Origin of the sequence: Nocardia sp. NPDC050435, assembly GCF_040655395.1 — a bacterium.
Classification (GTDB): Bacteria; Actinomycetota; Actinomycetes; order Mycobacteriales; family Mycobacteriaceae; genus Nocardia.
In genome coordinates this window covers 34455-55209 of record NZ_JBFAJW010000022.1, presented here as the reverse complement: position 1 = coordinate 55209, position 20755 = coordinate 34455, and the positions used below count along the sequence as shown (strand labels likewise).

28 protein-coding genes are annotated in these 20755 nt (G+C 68.1%); 17 read left to right on the top strand and 11 right to left on the bottom strand.

Going from position 1 to position 20755, the window contains the following annotated elements; all coding sequences use genetic code 11:
- The first annotated feature begins 355 nt into the window (after window positions 1-355).
- Complete coding sequence (locus AB0I43_RS40430) at window positions 356-2206, top strand: hypothetical protein (protein WP_357434210.1); 1851 nt, start codon at window positions 356-358, stop codon at window positions 2204-2206.
- A gap of 76 nt (window positions 2207-2282) precedes the next feature.
- Here AB0I43_RS40430 and AB0I43_RS40425 read toward each other — a convergent pair whose 3' ends face one another.
- Window positions 2283-2504, bottom strand: coding sequence for a hypothetical protein (locus AB0I43_RS40425; protein WP_357434208.1), 222 nt, complete (start codon window positions 2502-2504; stop codon window positions 2283-2285).
- Between the two features lie 172 nt (window positions 2505-2676).
- Between AB0I43_RS40425 and AB0I43_RS40420 the strand changes: the two genes are divergently transcribed.
- Window positions 2677-2955, top strand: a complete 279-nt coding sequence (locus tag AB0I43_RS40420) for a hypothetical protein (RefSeq protein WP_357434206.1) — start codon at window positions 2677-2679, stop codon at window positions 2953-2955.
- A 31-nt stretch (window positions 2956-2986) separates the two neighbouring features.
- Complete coding sequence (locus tag AB0I43_RS40415; protein WP_357434204.1) at window positions 2987-3286, top strand: hypothetical protein; 300 nt, start codon at window positions 2987-2989, stop codon at window positions 3284-3286.
- 110 nt (window positions 3287-3396) lie between these two features.
- On the opposite strand, the gene AB0I43_RS40410 is transcribed toward AB0I43_RS40415, so the two are convergent.
- From AB0I43_RS40410 to AB0I43_RS40380, 7 genes are all read right to left on the bottom strand, one after another.
- The gene (locus AB0I43_RS40410; protein WP_357434202.1) at window positions 3397-3618 is read right to left on the bottom strand and encodes a hypothetical protein; all 222 of its coding nucleotides are present in this window, start codon (window positions 3616-3618) and stop codon (window positions 3397-3399) included.
- Between the two features lie 29 nt (window positions 3619-3647).
- On the bottom strand, window positions 3648-3965 hold the full coding sequence (locus tag AB0I43_RS40405; RefSeq protein WP_357434200.1) for a hypothetical protein: 318 nt from the start codon (window positions 3963-3965) through the stop codon (window positions 3648-3650).
- Window positions 3966-4019: 54 nt separating this feature from the next.
- Window positions 4020-4394: a helix-turn-helix transcriptional regulator gene (locus AB0I43_RS40400; protein WP_357434198.1), complete on the bottom strand. Its 375-nt coding sequence runs from the start codon at window positions 4392-4394 to the stop codon at window positions 4020-4022.
- Entirely contained in the window at window positions 4391-4918 is a 528-nt protein-coding gene (locus AB0I43_RS40395) for a hypothetical protein (RefSeq protein WP_357434196.1), read from the bottom strand. The genes AB0I43_RS40400 and AB0I43_RS40395 overlap by 4 nt, the downstream gene beginning before the upstream one ends.
- 197 nt (window positions 4919-5115) lie before the next feature.
- Complete coding sequence (locus AB0I43_RS40390) at window positions 5116-7191, bottom strand: FtsK/SpoIIIE domain-containing protein (protein ID WP_357434194.1); 2076 nt, start codon at window positions 7189-7191, stop codon at window positions 5116-5118.
- The gene (locus AB0I43_RS40385; protein WP_357434192.1) at window positions 7158-7970 is read right to left on the bottom strand and encodes a hypothetical protein; all 813 of its coding nucleotides are present in this window, start codon (window positions 7968-7970) and stop codon (window positions 7158-7160) included. Before AB0I43_RS40385 ends, AB0I43_RS40390 begins: the two co-directional genes overlap by 34 nt.
- A 37-nt stretch (window positions 7971-8007) precedes the next feature.
- Entirely contained in the window at window positions 8008-8220 is a 213-nt protein-coding gene (locus AB0I43_RS40380) for a hypothetical protein (protein WP_357434190.1), read from the bottom strand.
- A gap of 145 nt (window positions 8221-8365) precedes the next feature.
- On the opposite strand from AB0I43_RS40380, the gene AB0I43_RS40375 reads away from it, so the two are divergent.
- The 12 genes from AB0I43_RS40375 to AB0I43_RS40320 all read left to right on the top strand — a co-directional run bounded on the left by AB0I43_RS40375 (window position 8366) and on the right by AB0I43_RS40320 (window position 14460).
- The gene (locus AB0I43_RS40375; protein WP_357434188.1) at window positions 8366-8641 is read left to right on the top strand and encodes a hypothetical protein; all 276 of its coding nucleotides are present in this window, start codon (window positions 8366-8368) and stop codon (window positions 8639-8641) included.
- Entirely contained in the window at window positions 8638-8913 is a 276-nt protein-coding gene (locus AB0I43_RS40370; protein WP_357434186.1) for a hypothetical protein, read from the top strand. The genes AB0I43_RS40375 and AB0I43_RS40370 overlap by 4 nt, the downstream gene beginning before the upstream one ends.
- A complete protein-coding gene (locus AB0I43_RS40365) occupies window positions 8910-9182 on the top strand; it encodes a hypothetical protein (RefSeq protein WP_357434184.1) in 273 nt (90 codons plus the stop codon). The genes AB0I43_RS40370 and AB0I43_RS40365 overlap by 4 nt, the downstream gene beginning before the upstream one ends.
- Before the next feature lie 80 nt (window positions 9183-9262).
- A complete protein-coding gene (locus AB0I43_RS40360; protein WP_357434182.1) occupies window positions 9263-9649 on the top strand; it encodes a hypothetical protein in 387 nt (128 codons plus the stop codon).
- A complete protein-coding gene (locus AB0I43_RS40355) occupies window positions 9646-9945 on the top strand; it encodes a hypothetical protein (RefSeq protein WP_357434181.1) in 300 nt (99 codons plus the stop codon). The genes AB0I43_RS40360 and AB0I43_RS40355 overlap by 4 nt, the downstream gene beginning before the upstream one ends.
- A gap of 71 nt (window positions 9946-10016) precedes the next feature.
- Window positions 10017-10382: a hypothetical protein gene (locus tag AB0I43_RS40350; protein ID WP_357434179.1), complete on the top strand. Its 366-nt coding sequence runs from the start codon at window positions 10017-10019 to the stop codon at window positions 10380-10382.
- The gene (locus AB0I43_RS40345; protein ID WP_357434177.1) at window positions 10382-10600 is read left to right on the top strand and encodes a hypothetical protein; all 219 of its coding nucleotides are present in this window, start codon (window positions 10382-10384) and stop codon (window positions 10598-10600) included. The genes AB0I43_RS40350 and AB0I43_RS40345 overlap by 1 nt, the downstream gene beginning before the upstream one ends.
- A complete protein-coding gene (locus AB0I43_RS40340; RefSeq protein WP_357434175.1) occupies window positions 10597-10854 on the top strand; it encodes a hypothetical protein in 258 nt (85 codons plus the stop codon). Before AB0I43_RS40345 ends, AB0I43_RS40340 begins: the two co-directional genes overlap by 4 nt.
- A gap of 35 nt (window positions 10855-10889) precedes the next feature.
- The gene (locus AB0I43_RS40335) at window positions 10890-11063 is read left to right on the top strand and encodes a hypothetical protein (protein WP_357434173.1); all 174 of its coding nucleotides are present in this window, start codon (window positions 10890-10892) and stop codon (window positions 11061-11063) included.
- The gene (locus AB0I43_RS40330) at window positions 11060-11698 is read left to right on the top strand and encodes a hypothetical protein (protein ID WP_357434171.1); all 639 of its coding nucleotides are present in this window, start codon (window positions 11060-11062) and stop codon (window positions 11696-11698) included. The genes AB0I43_RS40335 and AB0I43_RS40330 overlap by 4 nt, the downstream gene beginning before the upstream one ends.
- Window positions 11699-12154: 456 nt before the next feature.
- A complete protein-coding gene (locus AB0I43_RS40325) occupies window positions 12155-13729 on the top strand; it encodes a hypothetical protein (RefSeq protein ID WP_357434169.1) in 1575 nt (524 codons plus the stop codon).
- 191 nt (window positions 13730-13920) lie between these two features.
- Window positions 13921-14460: a hypothetical protein gene (locus AB0I43_RS40320; protein WP_357434167.1), complete on the top strand. Its 540-nt coding sequence runs from the start codon at window positions 13921-13923 to the stop codon at window positions 14458-14460.
- 560 nt (window positions 14461-15020) lie between these two features.
- Here the strand turns inward: AB0I43_RS40320 and AB0I43_RS40315 are convergent.
- From AB0I43_RS40315 to AB0I43_RS40305, 3 genes are all read right to left on the bottom strand, one after another.
- The gene (locus tag AB0I43_RS40315; protein WP_357434165.1) at window positions 15021-16535 is read right to left on the bottom strand and encodes a peptide deformylase; all 1515 of its coding nucleotides are present in this window, start codon (window positions 16533-16535) and stop codon (window positions 15021-15023) included.
- A 333-nt stretch (window positions 16536-16868) separates the two neighbouring features.
- Complete coding sequence (locus tag AB0I43_RS40310; RefSeq protein ID WP_357434163.1) at window positions 16869-18446, bottom strand: hypothetical protein; 1578 nt, start codon at window positions 18444-18446, stop codon at window positions 16869-16871.
- A 3-nt stretch (window positions 18447-18449) separates the two neighbouring features.
- Complete coding sequence (locus tag AB0I43_RS40305; protein ID WP_357434161.1) at window positions 18450-18728, bottom strand: hypothetical protein; 279 nt, start codon at window positions 18726-18728, stop codon at window positions 18450-18452.
- 279 nt (window positions 18729-19007) lie between these two features.
- Between AB0I43_RS40305 and AB0I43_RS40300 the strand changes: the two genes are divergently transcribed.
- Both AB0I43_RS40300 and AB0I43_RS40295 read left to right on the top strand, forming a co-directional pair.
- Window positions 19008-19802 (top strand): ParA family protein, encoded by a 795-nt coding sequence (locus AB0I43_RS40300; protein ID WP_357434159.1) that lies wholly within the window; start codon window positions 19008-19010, stop codon window positions 19800-19802.
- Window positions 19799-20680, top strand: coding sequence for a hypothetical protein (locus AB0I43_RS40295; protein ID WP_357434157.1), 882 nt, complete (start codon window positions 19799-19801; stop codon window positions 20678-20680). The genes AB0I43_RS40300 and AB0I43_RS40295 overlap by 4 nt, the downstream gene beginning before the upstream one ends.
- Window positions 20681-20755: the final 75 nt, after the last annotated feature.

Below are 20755 nucleotides of genomic sequence, written 5' to 3'. Positions count from 1 at the left end.
ACGTCTATCAGTCCGTTAATGGGGGTTTTAATTAAAACCCCCATTAACGGACTTGTCGGACGGGGTGAGTACTAAAGGGGGTAAGAGGAACATGGGGTGAATAGTATCTCTTCTGGCTCTCCCGGTCAACCCCTTCCGCTCATCTCGGCGTTTCTGGCGCTCCACCTGGGGGTTTGTGGTTTCGGTGTCTCTCTCATGGCTCTAGTCTACCTCTACTAACCCCACATTGGCAAGCTATTCACCCCAACATTCTGCTATTCTTCCCACTTTATTGCTTGGTGTTTATAACTCACCCCGCTATACTGGTGTTAATAGATACTCACCCCCTACGGGGGCCGGAGAGAGGGTGCGGGACATGCGGGAGTTGCCGGAATGGGTGGCCGAGGCCGAGCGTCAGGGCCGCATCCCCGTGGGGGAGCTCGCGGCCTGGTGCCGGTGGCCGGTGGGCATGGTCGCGCGCTACGCCGAGGAGGACGACACCCTGGTGAGCATCGCCGGCGCGGAGTTCCCACAGCGGTGCCTGGCCTGCCACAGCGAGTTCCCCCTCCCCGCGCTGCGCGCGGTCCAGCAGGAGATCACCGGGGAGGCGCTCGGCCTCGAGGACTACGGCAAGACGTCGCAGGACCGGCTGGACCGGGTGCCGTGCCCGGCATGCGCGACGGTGGGGCTGTGGCCGCCGACGCGGGGGGAGAAGGAGATGGCCTGGGCTAATCCCGGGCTGTGGGAGACCTACGGCCCGGAGGGACGGCTGCCGGCGGGCCAGGAGGTCAAGGTGCCCGAGCTGTGCGGGCACCCGACCTATCAGTCCGCGCCGCGCGGGCCGGCGCCGGTGCATTGTGAGCGCGGCTGTGCGGTGTGCGCCGAGGAGGGCGTCACCGCCGCCCACGTCGGCACCAAGGCCGAACGGGCGCGCGCCCGGGTCCTGAGCAACGCCAAGCCCGGTGTGCGAGTGCGCCGGCGGCGGGTGGATCTGGACGCCGCGGCCGCCGCCCTGGCCGAGAAGATGCCGGCGACGGAGACGCGGGAGGATGTAGACCTGGACGCCGAAACCGGCGGCGAGACAGCGCATTCCGAGGCCCCCACGGCCACGCAGACGCTCGAAAAGCGGCCCGATGGTGTCACGGGAAGGGACGCGGCGGCGGTGAGCGCTGGGGCGGCTCTGGTGGCGACGCTGGCGGCGGTGGAGCAGCCGCCGAAGGGGATCCGCCCGGGGGCGGCCGGTACCGACGCCTACGGGCGCGCCTGGTCCTCGCTCCAGGCCGGGGTGCGCGGCGTCGGGGATTCGATCAAGCATTTCCACCACGTGGTGGAGGCGGTGGAGGCGCTGGCCGCTCAGCGCGCCGAGCTGGAGCAGCGGGTGCGCGTGGCCGAGGCCGGCGCCGAGACCGCCGGTACGGAGTTGGCCGAGGTGCGCGCGCAAGCCGAGGAGACGGTGGCCGAGGCGCAGCGCCTGGCCGGCGACGCCGAGACCAGGGCCGTGCAAGCGAACTCACGCGCGGAGGTGCTGGAGCAGCAGCTCAAGGACCTCCAGGGCCGCTATGACCGGATGGGCGGGGACAACCTGGCGCAGACACTGGAGGACGCGCTCGAGGAGCTGCGCGCCGGCGGGCGGAAGACTCCCCGGGTGCGGCTAAGCGCGCCGCAGAAAGAGATGCTGGCCCTGATCGCCGGCCAGGATCCCGACCAGGCCGAGGTGGCGCGGGTGGTGACCGATCCGCGTACCGGCAATTCGGCGTGGTTCGTGCGCGGGGTGGAGGCCGAGGACGGGCCGCTGAAAACACTGCGGAGTTTGCAGGACCGGGGTCTGATCACCTGGTGGGACCACAACGACGAGGGGGTGGCGGCGGCGGTGCTGACCCAGGCCGGAAAGCAGGTCCCTGGCGGGCGTAGCGGCAAGGCCGCGGGCGAAGCCCGGGGGGCGGGCGATCGGGCGGCAGAGCGCGAATCAGAGGGCGCTGTGGTGCCGGATCAACGCTGGTGGGAGAAGGGGATCCCGCCCAGCGATTACGTCGTGGAGGGGATGCTGCAGAAAGTGCGGCAGGGTCGGATCAGCTGGGCGGTGGTGTACGGCAGCGATGATCAGGACTGGCACCAGAGCAACGCGGTGGCGCTCGAACCGGTCAAACACTTGTTGAACTGGATGTTCGATCGAAAGTTGATCGCGGTGGCCGATGACGGCGTGGTGCACGCGGCGAAGGCGAAGTAGCAGGCCGGTCCCGCTGTAGACGCACGGGTGGGCCCTCACCGGATTCCGGTGAGGGCCCACGAGTTGTTGGTGGTGGTCAGTGCTGGGTCAGTCGCCGGTGCAGCCAGGCATGGCCGTAGCAGAACCCTGCGGCGGCGAGCGCGCCCAGGATCAGCAGCAGCGGGCTGAGTTCCAGGCCCAGGGCTACCGAGGCCAGCAGGAACAGGCTGGCCGCGCCGATGGCGGCGGTGTGGGTGATGCGCTTGGCGGTGGCCTTGTCGATGGTGGAGGGGGTGATGGTGACGGTGATTTCGGTCATTGTCTTGGCCTTTCCTTGTCGGTTCGTCTGTAGACCACTCTACAGCACGATGTGTAGACTTGTCTACAGCTTTCGGCCGGAGAGTTCCGCCGGAAGATGCGCCCCAACCTGTAGACAGATCTACACTCAATGCTGTAGAGTAATCTACAGACGACGAGGAAAGGCCAGACCAATGATCAGCGACCGCAACCCCCAGCGCGAAGCCCTCCGCACCGAACTGTTCGGCCTGATCGAGGACACCGACCCCGCCGAGATGAGCGTGCACTGGGACCGGATCCGCGATGCCGGCTACCGCGTCGCCGGCATCGCCACCTGGAGCACCCAGAGCTGCCAGACCCTGGCCGAGGTCGCCACCGAGGTCGCCGGCGCCGAGACCGACCCGCGCCTGATCACCGCCGCCCAGCGCGTCGCCGTCATCGCCGCCGAACTCACCCCGTTCGCCACTCACTGACCCTCCACAGCGACCCGGAAGGCCCCTTCCCATGACGAATGCCACCCCCGCCACCGACACCGAGCTGGTGGCGGCCATGTTCCCAGCACCCGAGGACGCACCGCTGCGCCAGGCCGCCGCCGAGGCCGCCGAGCGCTACCGCCGCGGCGAACTCAGCCTCGAGCAGATCGGCGCACGCCTGGCCGAGGCCCGCCGCGCCGAGGCCGCCGCACGCGCGGCGGCGCGCATCGCCGGCGTGCTCGCCGTGCGGAGCGGAGGCTCCAAGGCCGGCACTGCGGCCGCGCTGGGGGTGGACCGCATGGCCTTGCTGAAATGGCTCGGCGAGCGGTAGCCCGCCGTGGCCGATGACGACACAGCGCGCGTTCCCGGCCGGCCGGGAGGTTCTAGCGCCAAAAAGCCCGGAGGCTTCACGCCTCCGGGCTCTCGATTCTTATGGGTCACTCAGTGCTTGGTGTGGTCGTAACCGCCCGTGGTCGGCCAACTGGCGGGCAAAGGCAGGGTGAGGAGCGCTCCGCGGGGGGTGAACAGTGAGAGCTCCGCGCGCCGGCCACCATAGACGGCGCGGAGGCTGATTCCCCACCGCAGCGGCCACCGGTAGCCGTCCCAGCTCTCCCAGCTGCCGCGTACGTTGAGACGCTCTCTCCATCCGATGTTGTCGTTCATGGGTTTCACTCCTTGTCGGGTGCCGGTGGCTAGAAGGGTGGTTCGTCGGTGATCGGAAGGCCGGGGGTGATGGATCGGGTGGTGCGCCGAGCCGGGCCGGGCAGCATTCGGGCCAGCCAGGGCGGCACCCGCAGCCAGATCAGCGGCCAGGTGCAGCCGCATTCAGCGAATTCGGCATCGAAGCCTTCGGGGCCGGTGCCGATCACCTGAGTGCCGGTGCCGTGGCAGTGCGCGCAGGCCGGACAGGGGGCGGGCACCACTGCCCACTCCACGAGGTGGCGGCCGCTGATGGTGCCGACCTCCCAGCGTTCGATGTGCCAGGGCGGATGGGGGTGTCCGATGCGCATGAATTGCCTCCCTTTGGGGATAGTTGCTCCACCCAGAGTAACACGACTACACGATTAATCGTGCGAAATAGGTGGGGCTTCGGATACGAATTCCGCCGTCGCGACCGATTCCCTGTGATGCAGGAATTCGGCGTAGGCCAGCACCGCCCGGTAGTCGGCGGGACACAGGTCGACCCCGAGCCGAACCCCCGCGTCGATGCGAAGACCGAGAATTTCGTCGGCGGAGATGCCGTAGACGCGGGCGAGCTGGGCGAGTTCGAGGCTGTCGAGCTTGCGGTTGCCGCGCTCGAGTTCGGACACCGCGCTGCGTGGGATCGAGAGGGCCGCGGCGATGTCGTGCTGACTCTTGCGCGCTTCCCGGCGCAGCACGCCCAGGCGTGCGCCGAGCCGCCGCCACTCGGCGGCCGAGGCGGCGGGCTGAGCGCTCATTGCTGTGCGCCTTCACCGAACAGCGTTAACGGAGGTTGTACCTCGGCGCGCGGTACCGGCGCGGGGCGTGGGCGGTGGGGCCCGGGTTCCTCGAGGTGCGGAGCGGAGGCGAACAGCTCCAGGGTGATGGGCGCGCCGTCGTCGGGGCGCTCGGTCAGCCAGTAGCGGCGCCGGCCGTGGGCCCAGGCTCGGCGGTCCAGCGTCAGATCGAGAACGGTCAGCACGGGCGCGGCCGGCGGGGTGTAGCCGGGCCAGCCTGGATATGCGGCGTCGGCGTGGGCGGCGTCGAGCTCCTGGCCGATGTGGGCGCGGCAGACGCCGAACACGCGGGAGCCACGGCCGCCGCTGTAGCGATCGATCCGGATGCGATGCGTCGCACGGCCCCCGCAGGTGTGGCCTGCCCCGCCGCGCCCGGTCTCCGGATCGGGCGGGAGGGTCCATACGAAATGGTCACAGGTGGGGATCTGATGGCGGTACTGGATCGCCTGCCGAGTGGGGGCATCAGGGTAGGGAGTGGCGCACACAGGGGGCCTCCTAGGCACGATTAATCGTGTTTCGCGGGTCGCCTCGGGGGAGCAGGCGCTGGCGTCGACGCGGATAGATCACCCAAATCGGGCGGTGATCATGAGGGTGTTCCGTGACGGTCTCAGCCGTTCCCGGACAAGGTTCGTCCGGAAACGTCCGAAATCATTCGAGCAGGTGGGGGTAGGTTTTTCGGCGATCAGTTCACTGTCGCTCCGGCGTGACCATCTGCTGCGGCCTTCTTGGCACGGGCGCGCTCGGCGGCCTTGCGGCACGCCTCGGAGTGGTAGAGCTTGGTGCGGCCAACAGGTGATTGGTCCAGCACTACCGTGCACTTCGGGCCCTGGCAGATCCGCGGCTTCGGCGGGGCTGCCGGATCCGGCCGGTGCGTGGCCATGGGCAAGACATTCGCCGGCGCACCGGGTGCTGCCGGCAGAGCCAGGGTGCGTTTGCGGCCGTAGGTGGCGACCATGCGTTCGATCTTGTCGTCGCTGACGTAGAAGAACCGGGCCCTGGTCGCGGAGCGACCGGATTCGGTCTGATCCACGAACACCATGCCGGCCTCGTCGGGGGAGATCTCGGTGGTGCGCACGCCGCGGTCCTTGGCGCCGGGGCCGAACACCATGCGCTCCTGTTCCACCGACGCCTGGCGCAGGCCGACCAGGGTGGGGATCATGTCCCTGACCAGATCCATGATCTCCTTGGCCGCGTTCTGGGTGGCCATGATCACCGTGATGCCGAGCGCGCGGGCCTGGGAGAGCAGTTCCAGCAGCAGCAGCGTCGCGTAGGCGGTGAGCGGGAATTCGGCGGGGCCGCCCTTCTTGTCGAGCACGATGTCGCCGTCGGCATTCGGGATTTCCGGTATCACCGTCGTCTTGCCGGGCAGCTTCAGCAGCGCGATCAGCTCATCGAGCATGATCACGTGATGTGGGTTGTCGGCGGTGGGGATGTGCTTGCGCAGGGGCTTGCCGGACTCCATGGACACTGCGGTGTAGGCGTCGGCGCGCTCGCGCATCAACGTGACCATGTCCTCCAGGAGGCGGATGGCCTCGGTGGGTTTGGTCGCCCACGACTGGTAGAGCCGGTGTCCGGCCGACATCTCGGTGCCGCGCTTGAGGTCGATCATGTGGACCTGCACGTGGCCGGTCAGGATCGCCGGGCACAGGGCGCCGATGATCGACCACAGGCCCGAGGACTTGCCGGAGCCGGTGAGGCCGGCCAGCAGGATGTGGTTGCCGCGGATCGCGATCCGATAGAAATTGCCGTCTTCCTGCATGCCGACGCGCAGCGCCTCGAGGTTGACCGGGGTCTCCACGTCCTCGGGCAGGTCCACGGTGTCGCCGAGGGGGTTGCATACCCGTAGCTCCAGGCATACCGTCTCGCCGTCGTTGTAGACGACGGTGACGTCCTTGGCGTCGAACACGGCTTTGAGATCCTCGGCCTTGTTCGCGAAGTCCGCCGCAGACCAGCCGTGTGGGATTTTGGCGCGGATGTGCGCGCCGACCGGCATGGGTCGGATGCCGTTGTCGGGTGGGTCGAGCTCGGGCGGGGAGGGAATCAGGTTCGGCCAGTCGGCCGGGGAGGTGGGGGTGGCGTCGGTGCCCATGCCCATCTTGGAAACCCACAGCTTGGCGGCCTCCCACGGGTCGGACAGGGTGGCCACCGCCGGGTGGAGCCGTTCGGGGAGCTTGGCCAGCAGCGCGGGGTCCGGGGTCGGAACGTCGCCGCGCAGCTCGAGCAGCACGTGCTTGCCGTCGTTGCTGACATAGCGGGTGCCCTTGACATCCAGGGCCGAGGTGATCGCGTCGGTGCGCTTGATGAAACTGTCGGGCTCACAGCCCGGCGGCATGGACAGTCGCACCTGCATACCCAGCTCACCGAGCGGGCGAATCCCGTCGTCAGGGTCCTCGGCGCCGGGGCGGGATGGGGCCAGCTGTGGCCACGCACTGATACGCCCGGCGGTGCTACGCACGATTTTCAGGTCATCCACCCAGAGCGTGCGGGCCTTCCAGTCGTCGTGCAGCACGGTGACGGCGTGATGCAGGCGCGGATGGAAGTCCTGCAACCGCGCCCGAAAGGCGGCCTCGCGGGCGGCCTCGGTGGCCAAGTCGTCGCTGGCTCCGCGGACTTTCATCCAGATGGCGCCGCCGATCAGCATGAACGCGCCGATGCCGATGCCGGGGCCGACCCAGGCGGGCGGTGCCAGTGCCTGCGACTCGGCGGCGGCGTAGACCGCCGCTGTCAGCTCGCCGGAATTACCAAGCACTGATTCCACCGCCTTCCCCAAATACGCACGTTTCGGATGGTCTGTCCATCATCTATCCGCAGTGACCCCCAGCCTAGGATCACCGCCCACGCGGTGAGCCTGATCGTGACCGGACGGCGGGTGTAGCCGGGGATCGCGGGCACGGCCAGCTCGGACGCCGAGGGCAGCGCGCGCGGGGTGAGGTGGTCGCCGCCGTCGCGGGCGAAGGCCACCACGATGTCGCGATACGGGTTGCGGGTGGTGTCGGGCTGGACGAATCCGGCCGAGGCCCCGAACGCGAGCGCGAGCGGCTGGGCGGCCTGGGCCCAGTCGTCCAGGTCCTGGCCCTGGGGCATGTGGACCTGCATCACGTCCATGGCGTCCAGGGCGCGGATCTTGCCCAGCTTGGGCACCCGGATGCGCTTGCCGTGTTTGACCAGCAGGCCGTGCTCGTCCAGCACCGTGGCCCAGCGGCGGCGGTAGGTCCACCACGCGCGCAGCGTGAAATGAGCCAGGGTGCGGCCCTGGCGGGCGGAGAGCAGCAGGATGCCGGCGAGCGCGGCCGCGCCGGCCACCGCGATCAGCACCACCGGAACCCAAGCGAGCGCGGTCGTCTTGACCGTGACACCGAGGTCGATCAGGCGGTCCAGCGGGGAGTTGCCCAGGGTGCCGCCGATCGGGGCGTCCGGGTCGGGGGTGGCGTGCGGGTCGAACACCAGCGGAGTCAGGGCGAGCATCGCGAGCATGCCGGCACCCATCGCCAGGTGCTTGGGCCATTCCGGCGGATCGAGTTTCGGGGTGCCGCTCATCGCGCACCGCCGTAGAGGTAGCCGCAGGCGCCGGCGCTCAGTCCGGCAGTATGCCGGCCTCCTTCAGCGCAGCACGGCGTGCAGTGAGGTCGTAGTGGCCGGCCAGCCAGTCGCGCACCATCGTTTCCACGACGCCCTGCCATCGCTCGCCGTCGTTGTTCAGCTTGTCGCGCACCTTTTTCATCGTCTGGTCGTCCATGCGCACTTGACGCTGCGGCCAGGTGTTTCGGCGCGATTCGGGCGTGGTCACAGGTCCCATGGTCCCATGCGACCTTGATAAGAGCCGCTCTGACGGATGGTCCCTGAGTCTCATAGCGATGGTCTTCCATTTCCGTCCTCCTCGGTGTTACCTTGTTACCATGGTAACACCACCTATCGAATGGAGGACACATCCCGTGAACACCGAAATTCATGGCCGCACCGCGCCCCAGCCCGAGAACGTCGACCAGCGCAGCGGCTGGGCGATCCTGCTGCCGGGCGGGCGGATGTGGGCCGAGCCGGTCAGCCTGGCGTCCAACCCGGCCCAGCGGGGCCCGGACGTGTGGCCGACCCAGGACCGGGCCCAGGAGGCCCTGGAGAACCTGCGCCGCGCCGTCATCGAGACCTACGACCCCACCGAGTTCGAGCCCCGGCTGGTCCGGTGGATCAACGGCGAGGCGGCGACCCGATGAGCCCGGCGCTGCACACCCCTGAAAAGCCCGCCCTGGGCGCGATCTACCGCGACCGTCGCGACACCAACACCCGGTGGCTGCGCGTGGATCGCTTCACGATGGGCGGCCTTCAGGTCGAGTGCACCGTGCTCGAGGTCCGCCCCCACGCGGACAGCGACGAGGGCATGACCCGCCCCGATCGCGTCACCCGGATGGGCGTGGATCGCCTGCTCAGCCGCAATTTCCTGTTCGTATCCAAGCCCGAGAACACCGAGAAAGAAGCTCTGTCGTGATGTTGACCAAGAAGCGGAACCCCAAGGCGCGCAAGGCCGATCGCACCGTGTCCACCTATCGCCACCCGATCACGCCCGCCGATGCCGTCAGCCCGTGGGACTGCAACGACACCGGCGCGCTGACCGTGACCCAGGCGCGGCAGGTGCGCAGCGACCACAGCACCCACTGGGGTGATTGCGCGGTCAGCAAGACCGCCAAGAAGACGCTGGCGCGGCTGATCGACGCGCCGACCGTGCGGGTCAAGGTCGGCGCGCAGTTCGACGCCTAGCGAACGGGAGGGCCGAGCCGGGCGCTAGCTGGCTCGGCCCTCCCGTCGTCCATGAGATCACAACCAGGAGGGATCAGAGAATGACGACCACCGAAAACCCCACCGACACCAGGTATTTGGTCGAAATCACCGGCAGCGGCTCGGCCACCGGCACCCAGGCGTGGGCGCAGCCCGGCATCCACCAGGTGCGCGCGGGCACCCGCGCCGAGGCGTACGAGCTCGCGCGCACCGAGCTGGCCGCGCTCGGCCTGGACAACGACACCCCGGTCAGCGTGCGCATCGTGGCGGTGAGCCCGGTGCACGAGTTCCACGGCACCACCGCCGATGTGTACGCGGCGGTGTGGGACTGGCACAACGCGCCCGTCGTTTCGGCCGATGTGCTGATCTCGCGGCTGGCCGCCACGATGCCCGGCGACGTGATCAAGGCCGCGGCCGCCGTCATCGCGGACGCGGAGCAGCACCGATGAACGCCGCCGAAGTCGAGGCTGCTTGGGCGCGGCTGCTCAAGGGCGCGCTGTCGGGCAACGGGTTCACCGCCGAGTCCGGCGACTGGATGCCCCTGGAATTCGACTGCAACGTCCCGGCCCTGCCGATGAGCGTGGCCGAGGCGCACCGGGTCACCCAGGAGCACCGCGAGCACCCCGCCGAGAACTGCCCGGTCAAGCGGCGCGCTCTGGTCGTGCTGGAGGAGTCCGGGTGCCAGGTCAAAGCCGGGACGAACTACAGCCCGCGCCGCGCCCCCGGACGGCGACCGGCGCACTGACCGACCCCGGCGGGCCGGGCCTCTCATATAGGCCCGGCCCGCCTTTCACTTCTCCCGAAAGGACCAGGCAGATGCAGGAATCCGAAACCAGCCCGCTGCCGCTGGAACTCGCCGAGCAGCACACCGCTCCCCTATCGAGCCGCTACGGCCAGGACCAGAGCTACCGGGCCGAGCCCTTCCACCGTCCCAAGTGGACGACGCCCAAGCCCAGCGCCGGCTCCTGCTGCGACGAGTGCGCGGCCATGCAGCACGAGACCCACGCTGCCGGCGGTGCCAGCGGGTTCACCACCATGCGGATGCAGCCGCGGCACCGGCGCGCGTTCGTCCGGGAGCCGGGCACCGTGCTGCGGCTGTGCAACCTGCACGCGCAGGCCTGGCGCGACCGCGACGCCGCCGACCTCGGCGACGCCGCCCCGGCAAAGGGACGGCGCCGGTGATGATCCGTGAACAGCGCCGGGTGCTGCGCCGGATCGGCCACGCCAGCAGGCAGATGCCAGCGCTGTGGACGCTGCTGGCCGTGGGCGCGGTGCTCGCGCTGTTCGGCCTGGTCGTCGTGCTCACCGCCGGCCGCCACGACGACAGCGGTCGTCGCGAGATCCCGCCGCCACCGCCGCGCGGGACCTGCACCATGTTCTGCCCGGGTGGGCCGTCGTGAGCGGCACACCCACCACGCAGTACCTGGTCACCCTGACCGGCCCGGTGGCCAACACCTACGCCTGTCTGTCGCTGACCGCCGGGCAATCCGAGCAGCTGGCCCATTGGGCGCGTGTCATCACCGCCATGGCGACCGACCCCACCCAGCCCAGCGTGCGAATCCAGCCGCTGACCGAGGCCGACCCCACCCAGATCAACCGCCTGGCCTACGCCGAGCACAACCGCCTCCAGGCCCTCCTGCACGCCCTGGCCTGAACTCTCGAAATCACCACTACCGCAAGGAGATTCCCATGTCCTACGTCTACATCCGCCAGCGCAGCGAACGCCTGTTCACGGTCGGTTTCTACGAGCCGAACGGCGACTGGAACCCCGAATCCGATCACGGCAACAGGGAGGACGCCGTCGCGCGGGTGAACCTGCTCAACGGCGGGTGTGGCTGCGCAGGCAAGAAGGCCGGCGCGTGATCACCCGCCAGAACTGGCGTCCGGCCGTCGCCGGCGCCGGGGCCATGTTCGCCGTACTGGCGGGCCTGCTGGCCTGGTCGGAGCTGGACCCGCCCGGCCGGGCCCGCGGGTACCTCGAATCTCGGCGGCTCTCCCCCGCCGAGCGCAAGCAAGTGCGCGACGCCAAGGCGTACGAGGCCGCCTGGTTCGAGAAGGCCCAGCGGGACCGTCGCGACGACAAGGCCGCGCGGCTGGCCAAATTCGAGCCCCGCCTGGTGCTGACCATCCGCACGGTCATCCGCTTGGACCAGTTCACCGTGGGCCAGCTGCTGCTCGAGATTCGGGCCGTGCAGGCCATCATCCAGAACACCTGGGCGATGCCATCGTCGGAAGCGTTCCCGGCTCGCCGGATCTGGACCGATCAGCTGGAATCGCTGCGGGCGGAATGCGACCGCCGGCGCTGGAGCGGCGACAGCACCGCTTCGGTGATGGATCGCGCTCGCCTGACCTTGGCCTGGGACCAGATCCACGGGTCGCACTGGGTTCTGCCCGCCACCGACCACGTGCCCGCGGATCCGGTGCCGCCTGCCGGACCGCTGGCATTGCCCTGCGCGACAGCGGACTCCGACATCTCCGAGGCTGCCGAAGAGGACTAGCGCGCCGCTTTCGCCGCGCGCGTCCGACACCTGGTAACCCCGCCTGACCAGCGCAGGCGGGGTTACTTCTGCACATACGACTAGTCGTTCCGTCGTAAACGCGTTCGCTCGAGGTAGTGTGATCACCACTATCGAGATCAACATCCAGAAGACCGCAAACCCCGCACTCGGTGTGGGTGATGCGGTACCGCCGCAACGGAATTGAGCCTAGGCTCGGCTCCCAACGGGAAGCCCCGAGGCAAACGCGATTTACCGCTGGTAAATCGCTCGGAGCCTCCTGACCGCTACCTGTCCGCGTGTCGTCCCACTGACTGGGGTCACATGGGGAAGGGTGGGCAGACAGACATAAAAAAACCCGCCTCAACCTGTTCTTGTTTGGCGACAGGAGACACAGGATGAGGCGGGGCCGCGAACGGTGACGTTTGCTGTCGTGACGATACAGGGACCGACCGACACATGTCGATCGACTCACCAGAACGTCACACCGCGACCGTCGCCCCCGTCCCGAATGGGGTGACATATGAACAGTTTCGTTCTCCCCGGTCAGCGCCAACTGCCCACCTCCCCCGCTGCCCGCATCCAGGGCGTTCACCGAGTCCGAAACGATATTCGCCACATTCGGCGTGTCCACACCGCCGTGTCGGGGGCGTGCTGATGCAACGCATACGGAGCCTGCCGAACAAGGTCCGGTACACCCAGGTCCCGAATGACGCGATCGATCGGCTGCCGGACTGGAACTCCATCGGCCTGCTGGCCGCGATCATGCGCCACAGCGACGATTTCGAGTTCGACATGCAGCAGCTGCTGCGATCCAAGCCGGGCGTCGGCGAGCTGGCCACTTCCAGGGCGCGCACGACCCTGATCCAGCACGGGCACCTGATCCAGGTGAAGTTCCGCCACGACTACCGCGGCTGGTTCTGCACCGACATGTTCCGTGCCGCCGAGCCGCACGACGCCGACGATATCGCCGAGCTGATGGACCGATACGCCCCCGGTAGCCAGCTCACGATCACCATCACGGACAAGAACGGCCGCCGGGTGCCCAAGATCGTGACGATCCAGTGGGCGGAAATCACGTCGTTCGAGGGAAAACATGTGACTGTCTCGGACAGTTGGGTTCTCAAGGGCGCTACTCACCCCACCGATTCCACAAAAGCCCAGGTGGAACCGAGTCCTGGGTTTCCGGGTCTCGGTGATCCGGGACCCGGTGAACCAAGTCCCGGTTCACCGGGTCTCGGAAACCCAGGTGTCAATAAGAAGACAAAGAAGAAGACCAACGAGAAGACCAATAAGAAGACCAACGAGGGGAACTCTCCGTCCGTCCGTTCCGAACGCGCGAGCGCGCGTGAGACCGGCCAGCAGGACGGACGGACGGACGGAGGGGATCTCCCCGGGGAACAGCACGCCGAGGGCGATCAGGACGACACCGCCACCGCGCTCGTCGACGCCGCCGGACTTCGTGCCCACTTGGTGCGCATCGACATGAAACCCAGTCAGCGCGTTCAGCTCATCGACGCCGTGGACCGTGCGCTGCTGCGCTTTCCCGCCGACCAGGTGGCCGCGTACCTCACCGACAAGGCCCGCCAGGCCGCGACCGTGAAATTCCTGCTGACCGCGCTCACCGAATACGCCGACACGATCAAGGACGCCTTGGTGCCGTTCCGGCGCGAGGACTTCCGCTCGGACGCTGATTTCCACTCCGCCCTCGAGCAGGTGCGCGCGGCCCAGGCTTGGCTGGACGCCGGTGCGCCCACCAAAACCGAACCGGCCTCCACCGGCAGCCGTCCCGCGTCTGCGGTGGCCGCCAGCGTGACCGCGCCCAGTCAGCCCGATCCGGAGCAGCAGCCGGAGGTGGTGGTGTTCGCCGAAGCCACCCCCGCGCCTTCGCCGGCTAGCCAGCGAACTCGCGAGGACATCATGGCCGAGATCCAGGCGAAGTACCCGAAGCGAGTGCGCTCCAGGTCGACCTGGAGCAAGCCCGCCGAAGCCCCCAGCGCCTCTCTGGCGGTTTCAGGGGTCCAGCACCCCTAGGGAAGGGCTTTCGGTGGCTCACAGGACCGCACAGGCCCCAAAGCGGGGCATCTGGGATCATCGTTGCCACTCAGAGTTTCACCGACCATCCGCGCTGGTTCGCTACTTGCCACACCACCCAGGAGGTTTGATCCACGATGAGCAAACGGCCGAGGAAGAACCGCGCGCCACGCGACAAGCAACGCGCTCGGATGCGAGCACGCCGAGAGGCCCAGGCACAGGACTATCCGCTCTACAACTCACCCCCGCCGTTCGACACCTACGCCAACTGGTTCAACGTGCCCGAAGTAGCCGGCGAATGGTTCGAATACCCCGCTCCGCCAGGGCTGCTCAGCGATGGCGCGAAGTCGATGATGGACACCTTGATCAAGCTCGGCCCGCGCTACCGCAACACCGTGCCCGAGGCGGCGCTATACCTGGATCGACAGATCGAGGCCGGCACCCTGATGCTCGCGGTGACCGGGGACCCCGAGCGGGCCACCACGATCTCGGTGGCGGAGATGGCCGCGAGCATGGACCCCGAATCCGAGGCCATGCAGCAACTGCGCCTCCGGCATCCCGAGATCGGCGACTCCACTGCGTCCGTCCCACTCGATGAGGTGGGGCTCTACATCCACGAGCTGCACTCGAAAGGCGCTCTGGTGCTCGATAACAACCACGTGGTCCACCTGGCGCGCCCGCCGCAGACTCGTGGCGAGAAATGGGTGTTCAGCGGCCATCTGACCGAGTGAATCCGGAGTTCTCGATTGGGTAGACGACCCGAGCCCCGCCGCGCGCCGGCCCGCGGCTTGCCCGACGCACCCGCCACCCGCCGCCGACCCGCCCCCGATTGTCGCGACTGCGGGGGCGATGGGTGGGCCTTCGGCCATGGCGGGGTGCCGATCGAACCCGCGATTCGATGCCACTGCACCGACCCCGGCCAGGCCGAGCCGCTGCCGTGGATCTGAACCGCGAAGGCAGGCTGGCGCCGCGCCGGTCGGCGAGCGCTATCCAGGGCGCCCCAATCGGGCGGTAGTGAGCGCTCGAAATCACCCGCTGCACAGCGGGGTGTGGGAAGTTGGTCCCCCTGTCGGGGGCGGCCCTACCCCTTAAGGGGTAGGGCCGACTGTCAGGAATTGCGCTCGGACGCACGGTGATTCCGGCGCTCTGAACAGCGCTCGAAACAGCGCCTCGGAGAGCGGCCACAGCGGCGTGCGAACCGCGCCCGTTTCGAGGCGAGATCCACACGTCTCGATGCGCTGTGGGGGTTGCCGCTGACTCGCCTGGCGACCCGTGATTTACCGCCGGTAAATCACGGTCGTGGCGTGGTGCCGTACGCCCAGCTCGACCCGGTGCCCTTGTACTGCTCGACAGGGATCGGTTCGGTGCCGGGCGCCATGCGGTCTAGGTACAGCGCGCCGTGCAGGTGATCGACCTCGTGAGCGATCAGGCGGGCGATCCCTTGCGCGTACTGAGTGATCCGAGTTCGGCCCTCGATATCGACGTGCTCGACCGCGATCGACAGCGGCCGCGGAACCTTGCCGCGCAAGTCGAAGAACGACAGGCACCCCTCATACTGGTCGTCGGTCTCGGCGCTCGATTCCACGATCCGCGGATTGAACAGCGTGATCCAGTCCCCCGCCGGCGTGCGGATGATCGCGGCCGCGCGGCTGATCCCGATCTGGGGGGCGGCCAGGCCCATGCCCTTGCTGAAGACGTGGGCCTGCTCGACTCGGGCGGCTGCGGATCGCAGCTCGGCCACCACCCGCCGGGCGTCCTCGGCCTCGCGTGGAAGGTCGAAGGGCCGCGCCGTTGTGCGCAGCAGCGGATCCCCTTCCTGGAGCACGCCGAGGCCGGCCATGATCTGGCTCGGCGGCGTGCGGTCGTCTTCGGCGTCCTCGCGGCCCCGGAGATCCCATTCGAGCCGGTATCGGGCATGCAGTGGCGGGCTGGTGGTCGACCAGGTGAACACGTCCATCTCCTCGCGACGGTGGTGCTGGATAGGCGTGCGGAACGCGACGGATTCAGCGGTCATGGAGGTCTGAAGGCCCCAGACCGCCGCTTGCATGGCGGCCGGGAACTCGAGTTCGACCGAGAGCAGATTGGTCGGCAGCCGTACCGCCCGCTGGAACCACCGGCCCCAGTGCGCATCGCTGGCCGAGTACTCGTATTCGATCCAGGTGGATTCTCCTGGGTAGAGGGGGTAATGGCGTCCGCTGCTGGAGAATTGGAGCCACACCTCTTTGAAGGCGTCGCGGTCGTGGTGGGGCACCCAGTCCATGGCTTGGGTCCGGCCGTCACCGTGCCAGGCGTGGAGGTCGATCTCTTCCCAGGTCAGCGGATAGGCGCTGTAGAGCGCGTTCGAACGCTCCGGGTCGCCGGGGTACCGGTCCACCGAGATGCGGATCAGGTAGCGGGTGATGGGCTCGGATGAGGCGTTGATCAGCCGGCGGCGCTGGGTCAGCCGGTAGCGGTGCCCGTCGTAGGACAGCCGGGCGTCGTCGTGTTCCACCACCAAGGCGCTCATGTCGGTTCGGTCCGCCGGCGTCACCTCCGCCGGCGGACGAACCACCGCCGCGGAGCGGTTCGCGGTGAACTCGGCGTAGGCGCGCCGCAGGGCGCCGCCGGCCTGGAGCGCTGTTTCCGCGCGGCTCGCGAACTGCTCGGAGGGATATTCGGTGCCGGACAGCACTTTCGACACGTAGGGCCGCGAGTAGCCCATTCGGCGGCTCAGAGCTGTGCGGGAGAGCATGCGAACGTCGCGCCACCGCGCGAATTCGGCCGCGAACACGTTCACATTGACGACCGGAGCTGTGTCATCGGTCATCTGCATCACTCCTGATCAGGTTGGGTGTGCGTGTGCGTGCACGCACCGTGAGTATGGCCGCACGTGGCGAAACGCCGTGTCTATGTGGGGAAATGGAGACACATCCGGTTGCCGGCATCGTGCCTCCCCCGCCTGTGGGGCACGGCTCGCGCGCCGATGGGCGACAGGCGGCGGCGCAAGCCACCGGCGCCGGATGTGACTCCGAGCGAGGCCCCGGACCTGAACAGCAGGTCCGGGGCCTCGCTTCGTGCGGGTTATCCATCTGCGGCCTTCCGATTACCGCTGGTGAATCCGATCCCTGCGATTCGACGGGCGGTAAATCGCAGGGGTGCCCTACCTGGATTCCGTGGTCGCCCAGGGGGAAGCCTGGTCCAGCGCGGTGAGTTCCTGGGCATGCCGGATCACCGCCAGCCGGGCCAGCATCTTGTCTCGCATCTGCGGATCATCGGCCACCGCGGCCGCCATAAGCGCCCGTTCCAGGCGCGCGGCGCGGCTGAAGGGAATCCGGCGCGGTCGCGACAGGACAGCGGCGCGTGCGGCGGCGCGGTCGCGGGTGCGCTGGGCGGCGTCGCGGGCATCGTCGGCCAGGCCCAGGCGCGAGAGCCAGCGTTCGCGCAGTTCACGACCAATTCGGGCCATGGTCCCGGTGCTCTGCTGGTGGCGCTCGCGAAGTTTGATCCCCAGACCCAGGTGCAGCATCGCCGCCGACAGCAGCGGACCGAGGATGATCCGGCCCAGTGCTTCCTTCGGGGTGTCGGACATGGCCCAGGCGATATAGCTGGACGCGCCGACCCCGGCCCACACCATGGCCCGGAAGGCACCCGGTCGACCGTGCTTGGTGATGTTGTAGGCCATACCCGCGCCCGAGACCAGTAGCGCCAGCTCGGCCACGGCGAACATGATGTAGCGCTCCTGGTACCGGGTGCTGACGTGCAGCACCTCACCGAAGAATCGCCAGCTCGCATCCAGCTGCACGAGCAGGGCCACGGCCGCCACCGCATAACAGGCCGCCGCGACCCAGGAGGGACGATCGTCACGCGATACCGCGTCATCGGTCACGGTTGCGCCGGCGGAGCCCGGTGTGACCGCCGGAGAGGGCGGTGTGACCGTCACCGCTGCTGCTGCGTGATCGGTGGAGGCGACCATGGGGCGCGCGGATGTGACGGCGGGGTGGAGTGTGATCGTCACGTCGCCTCGGTCGTGGTGATCACCAAGTGCGGGTGTGACCGCCTTTGCGGCCGCAGGGGCGGTCACGGGTGAGGTGTTCCAGGGCGTGACGGTCACGGCCTGCGGCTGTGTGCTGTAGGCGGCGGCGGTGAGCGCGGTCAACTCGGCCTCCAGGCGCGCCTCCTGCTCGGGGGTCAGGCGCGGCAGGTCTGCGGTGCGCTCGGACGGATCCAGATTCACCGGCGGCAAATCGGCCGGTGTGGTGTCGTCGCTGGTCACGCGCTCGGCTCGCTCTCGGGTCAGGGGGAACGCGTAGATGGTGGAGGTGTGACCGTCACTCGGGTCGGCGGTCGCGCGCGCTTCGCGCCAGGACTTGATCGCCCGCGTCACGGTCTCTCGGCTGGTGTCGACTCCGCGATCTCTGAGCAGGCCCAGCACGCGCGCCGGCTTCACCGTGACGTCGTCCAGTACGTCGCAGATCGCGGCCACCATTGCCTTGATCACTCCGTCGCCGGCCTCGATCGCCTCGGTGATCGGATCGGATGGGGTGTGATCTTCGGGTGTGATGGTCACTTTTTGCAGGGTGACCGGCGGGGGAGTGGGCTCACTTTCGGTTGTGACGGTCACAGGGTCGGCGGTGATCGGATGTGACCATGCGTCGGCGGTGTCCATGCCGGTGTGATCGTCGGTATCGGTCACGCTGTGACGGGTGTGATCACCGAGTGCGGTCGCGCGCGTCATCATGGGTCATCCCTTCCCTTTGCCTCGCGATTTCGCCGGCGCCGCGGCGTTGTCGGCATCGCGCTGCACCTGGGCCAGCACCTGCTGCACCACATCCTCGGGCCAGCGACCGCCGCGGTAGCGCGCCTCGAGCATCATGAGCACTTCGTCCTTCATGAGCGTGCCGGCGTCCACGGTCGCCTTCTTGAAAATGCCGTGCAGGTCCGGCGGGGTGTCCAGGGTCATGCGCTTGAACTTCGGCTTCGTGTCTGCGGTGGCCTGCTCGTCGCCGGCGGTGGCGTTCATCGGTGTCGTGTCCTCTCTGTCGTGGGGGAACCTCGGCGCCGGGGAACGGAGCCCCCAGATAAACGCCTTTACGTTTACACGATAACCCGTGTACACGATTTTGTAGTAGTTACACGCTCTGCGCACCTGTCGCGGCAGGGTCGGTTTGTCGCCCATGGGCGACAAACTGGTTTCCAGGGGTTGGATCGAGTGACGAAAGTGGCGCGCCGCCGGGAAACGCGCCGTCATGCAGGCATCTAGGCCACGAATCCAGCCGCCACCGGCGGTACAGTCCTGACCATGACTAGCCCGGAAGAGGTTCTTTCCGTCTACAGCGAGACGGGGGGCGCAACGAAAACCACCACAGCGGTGAGCCTTGCCGTGGCCTCGGCGCTGGAGGGTGAGGACACGGTCTATATCGACCTGGATCCGCGCGCCGCCGGCACCAAATGGTTCGATGTGGAGCCGCGGGAGCGCGGTCTGGATGTCGCGGCGATTCTCGCCGATCCCGATCCTGATGGCTGGGCCGAAGACATCGCGGTGCCGGCGCGCTGGCGGCAGGTGCCCAATCTGCGGGTGGTCCCCAGCGGGCGCACACTCTCGAATCGGGAGACCAGCACCGAAGAGCTGTCCGACATCCGGCTAGCGGTCTCACTGCGGGGCTTGAAAGCCCGCCGGGTCGTGATCGACTGCCCGAACAGGCAGGGCGGGCCCTTGATTCAGAACGCGATGACTGCCTCCACCAAGGTGCTCTATGCGGGCAAGTTCGATGAGGATGGGCTGGACGGCGTCGAAGGGGCTTACAAATCGGTGCGGCGATTCAAGAAGCACCGGGAGATGCTGGGGGCGACGGATCGTCTGACCGAGGCAGGGATTGTGATCGGCGCCTGGGGTGACACCGTGCCCACTCGTGACGCCAAGCGCGCCGAGCAGGAGTTCATCAACGCCTACGGCAACCTGCTTCTGGAGCCGTACGTGCCCCATCGTGTCATCGTCAAAGAGAGCCGTGCAGCGGGCCAGTACTACGGGTTCTATTCGAAGGGGCAGCCCGTGCACCAGGCATACGGGGCACTGGCCAGGAAGGTATTCGCATGACCCTGACTGAAATGGAGATGGAGGAGCGTCCGGAGCCGCGGCCGCGCCGAGGACCGAAGCCTTCGCCGGACCTGGAGCGCGATCCGATGGATGTGCCCGGCCAGCCTGTCGCCGAGACGGTAAAGGCATCCGCCGCGATCAGTGATCTGCCCGAGCCCTACGAGCGGCCCGCCGACGCCGGTGAACTCACCACGCGAGAACGGGACCACCTGGAGACTTGCGAAGCGGTCCTGAACGTCCTGCGGGTGGCGTTCTGGCGAGCCGGCAAAGCGTTGCGGGTGATCTCCAGCGCCCGGCTCTATCGGGAAACGCATGCGACATTCGAGGACTACGTCGGCGACCGCTGGCAGATGGACCGCACCCATGCCTATCGGCTGATGGACGCGGCGGAGATCGCCGAGCCGCTGATTTTGTCGCCCATGGGCGACAAAATCAACGAACGCCAGACTCGGGAGCTGCTGCCTATCGCCAAAGGGCACAACGCTCAGGCCGCAGCGCAGCTGTATACGTCTCTGGCCCAAGAGGTCGCCGCCGCGAACCAGCAGGGCGTCAAGGTCAAGGTGACGGCCGATCTCGTGCGAAGGACAGCGACCGCAGCGATCAAAGCCTTGCCGCCTGGGGGCGATTGGGATCACGACACCGTGATTCACACTGTGCGTGTCGTGCTTGGCTTGCTGCCCGGCGAGCCCGTAGAAGGTCAGTCGCTGGGTGAGTCTCCCTCGTGGTTTCAGGCCGAGGGCAGCAAGGTGGCGAGCTCAGCCGACAAGGTGGCCCAGCGCGCCCACGCCCATCCGGAGGAGGCTAAAGCGTTCGCCGCCGCGCTCGTCCAGCACGCGCGGCGAATCGAGAAGGCGCTACCCAAGTCCAGCAAGTCCTAGCGAGCCGCCTCTAAAAGATGGCCTCCCGCAAAACTGCGGGAGGCCATCTTTGCCCTCGGGGGCACGGTCACTGTG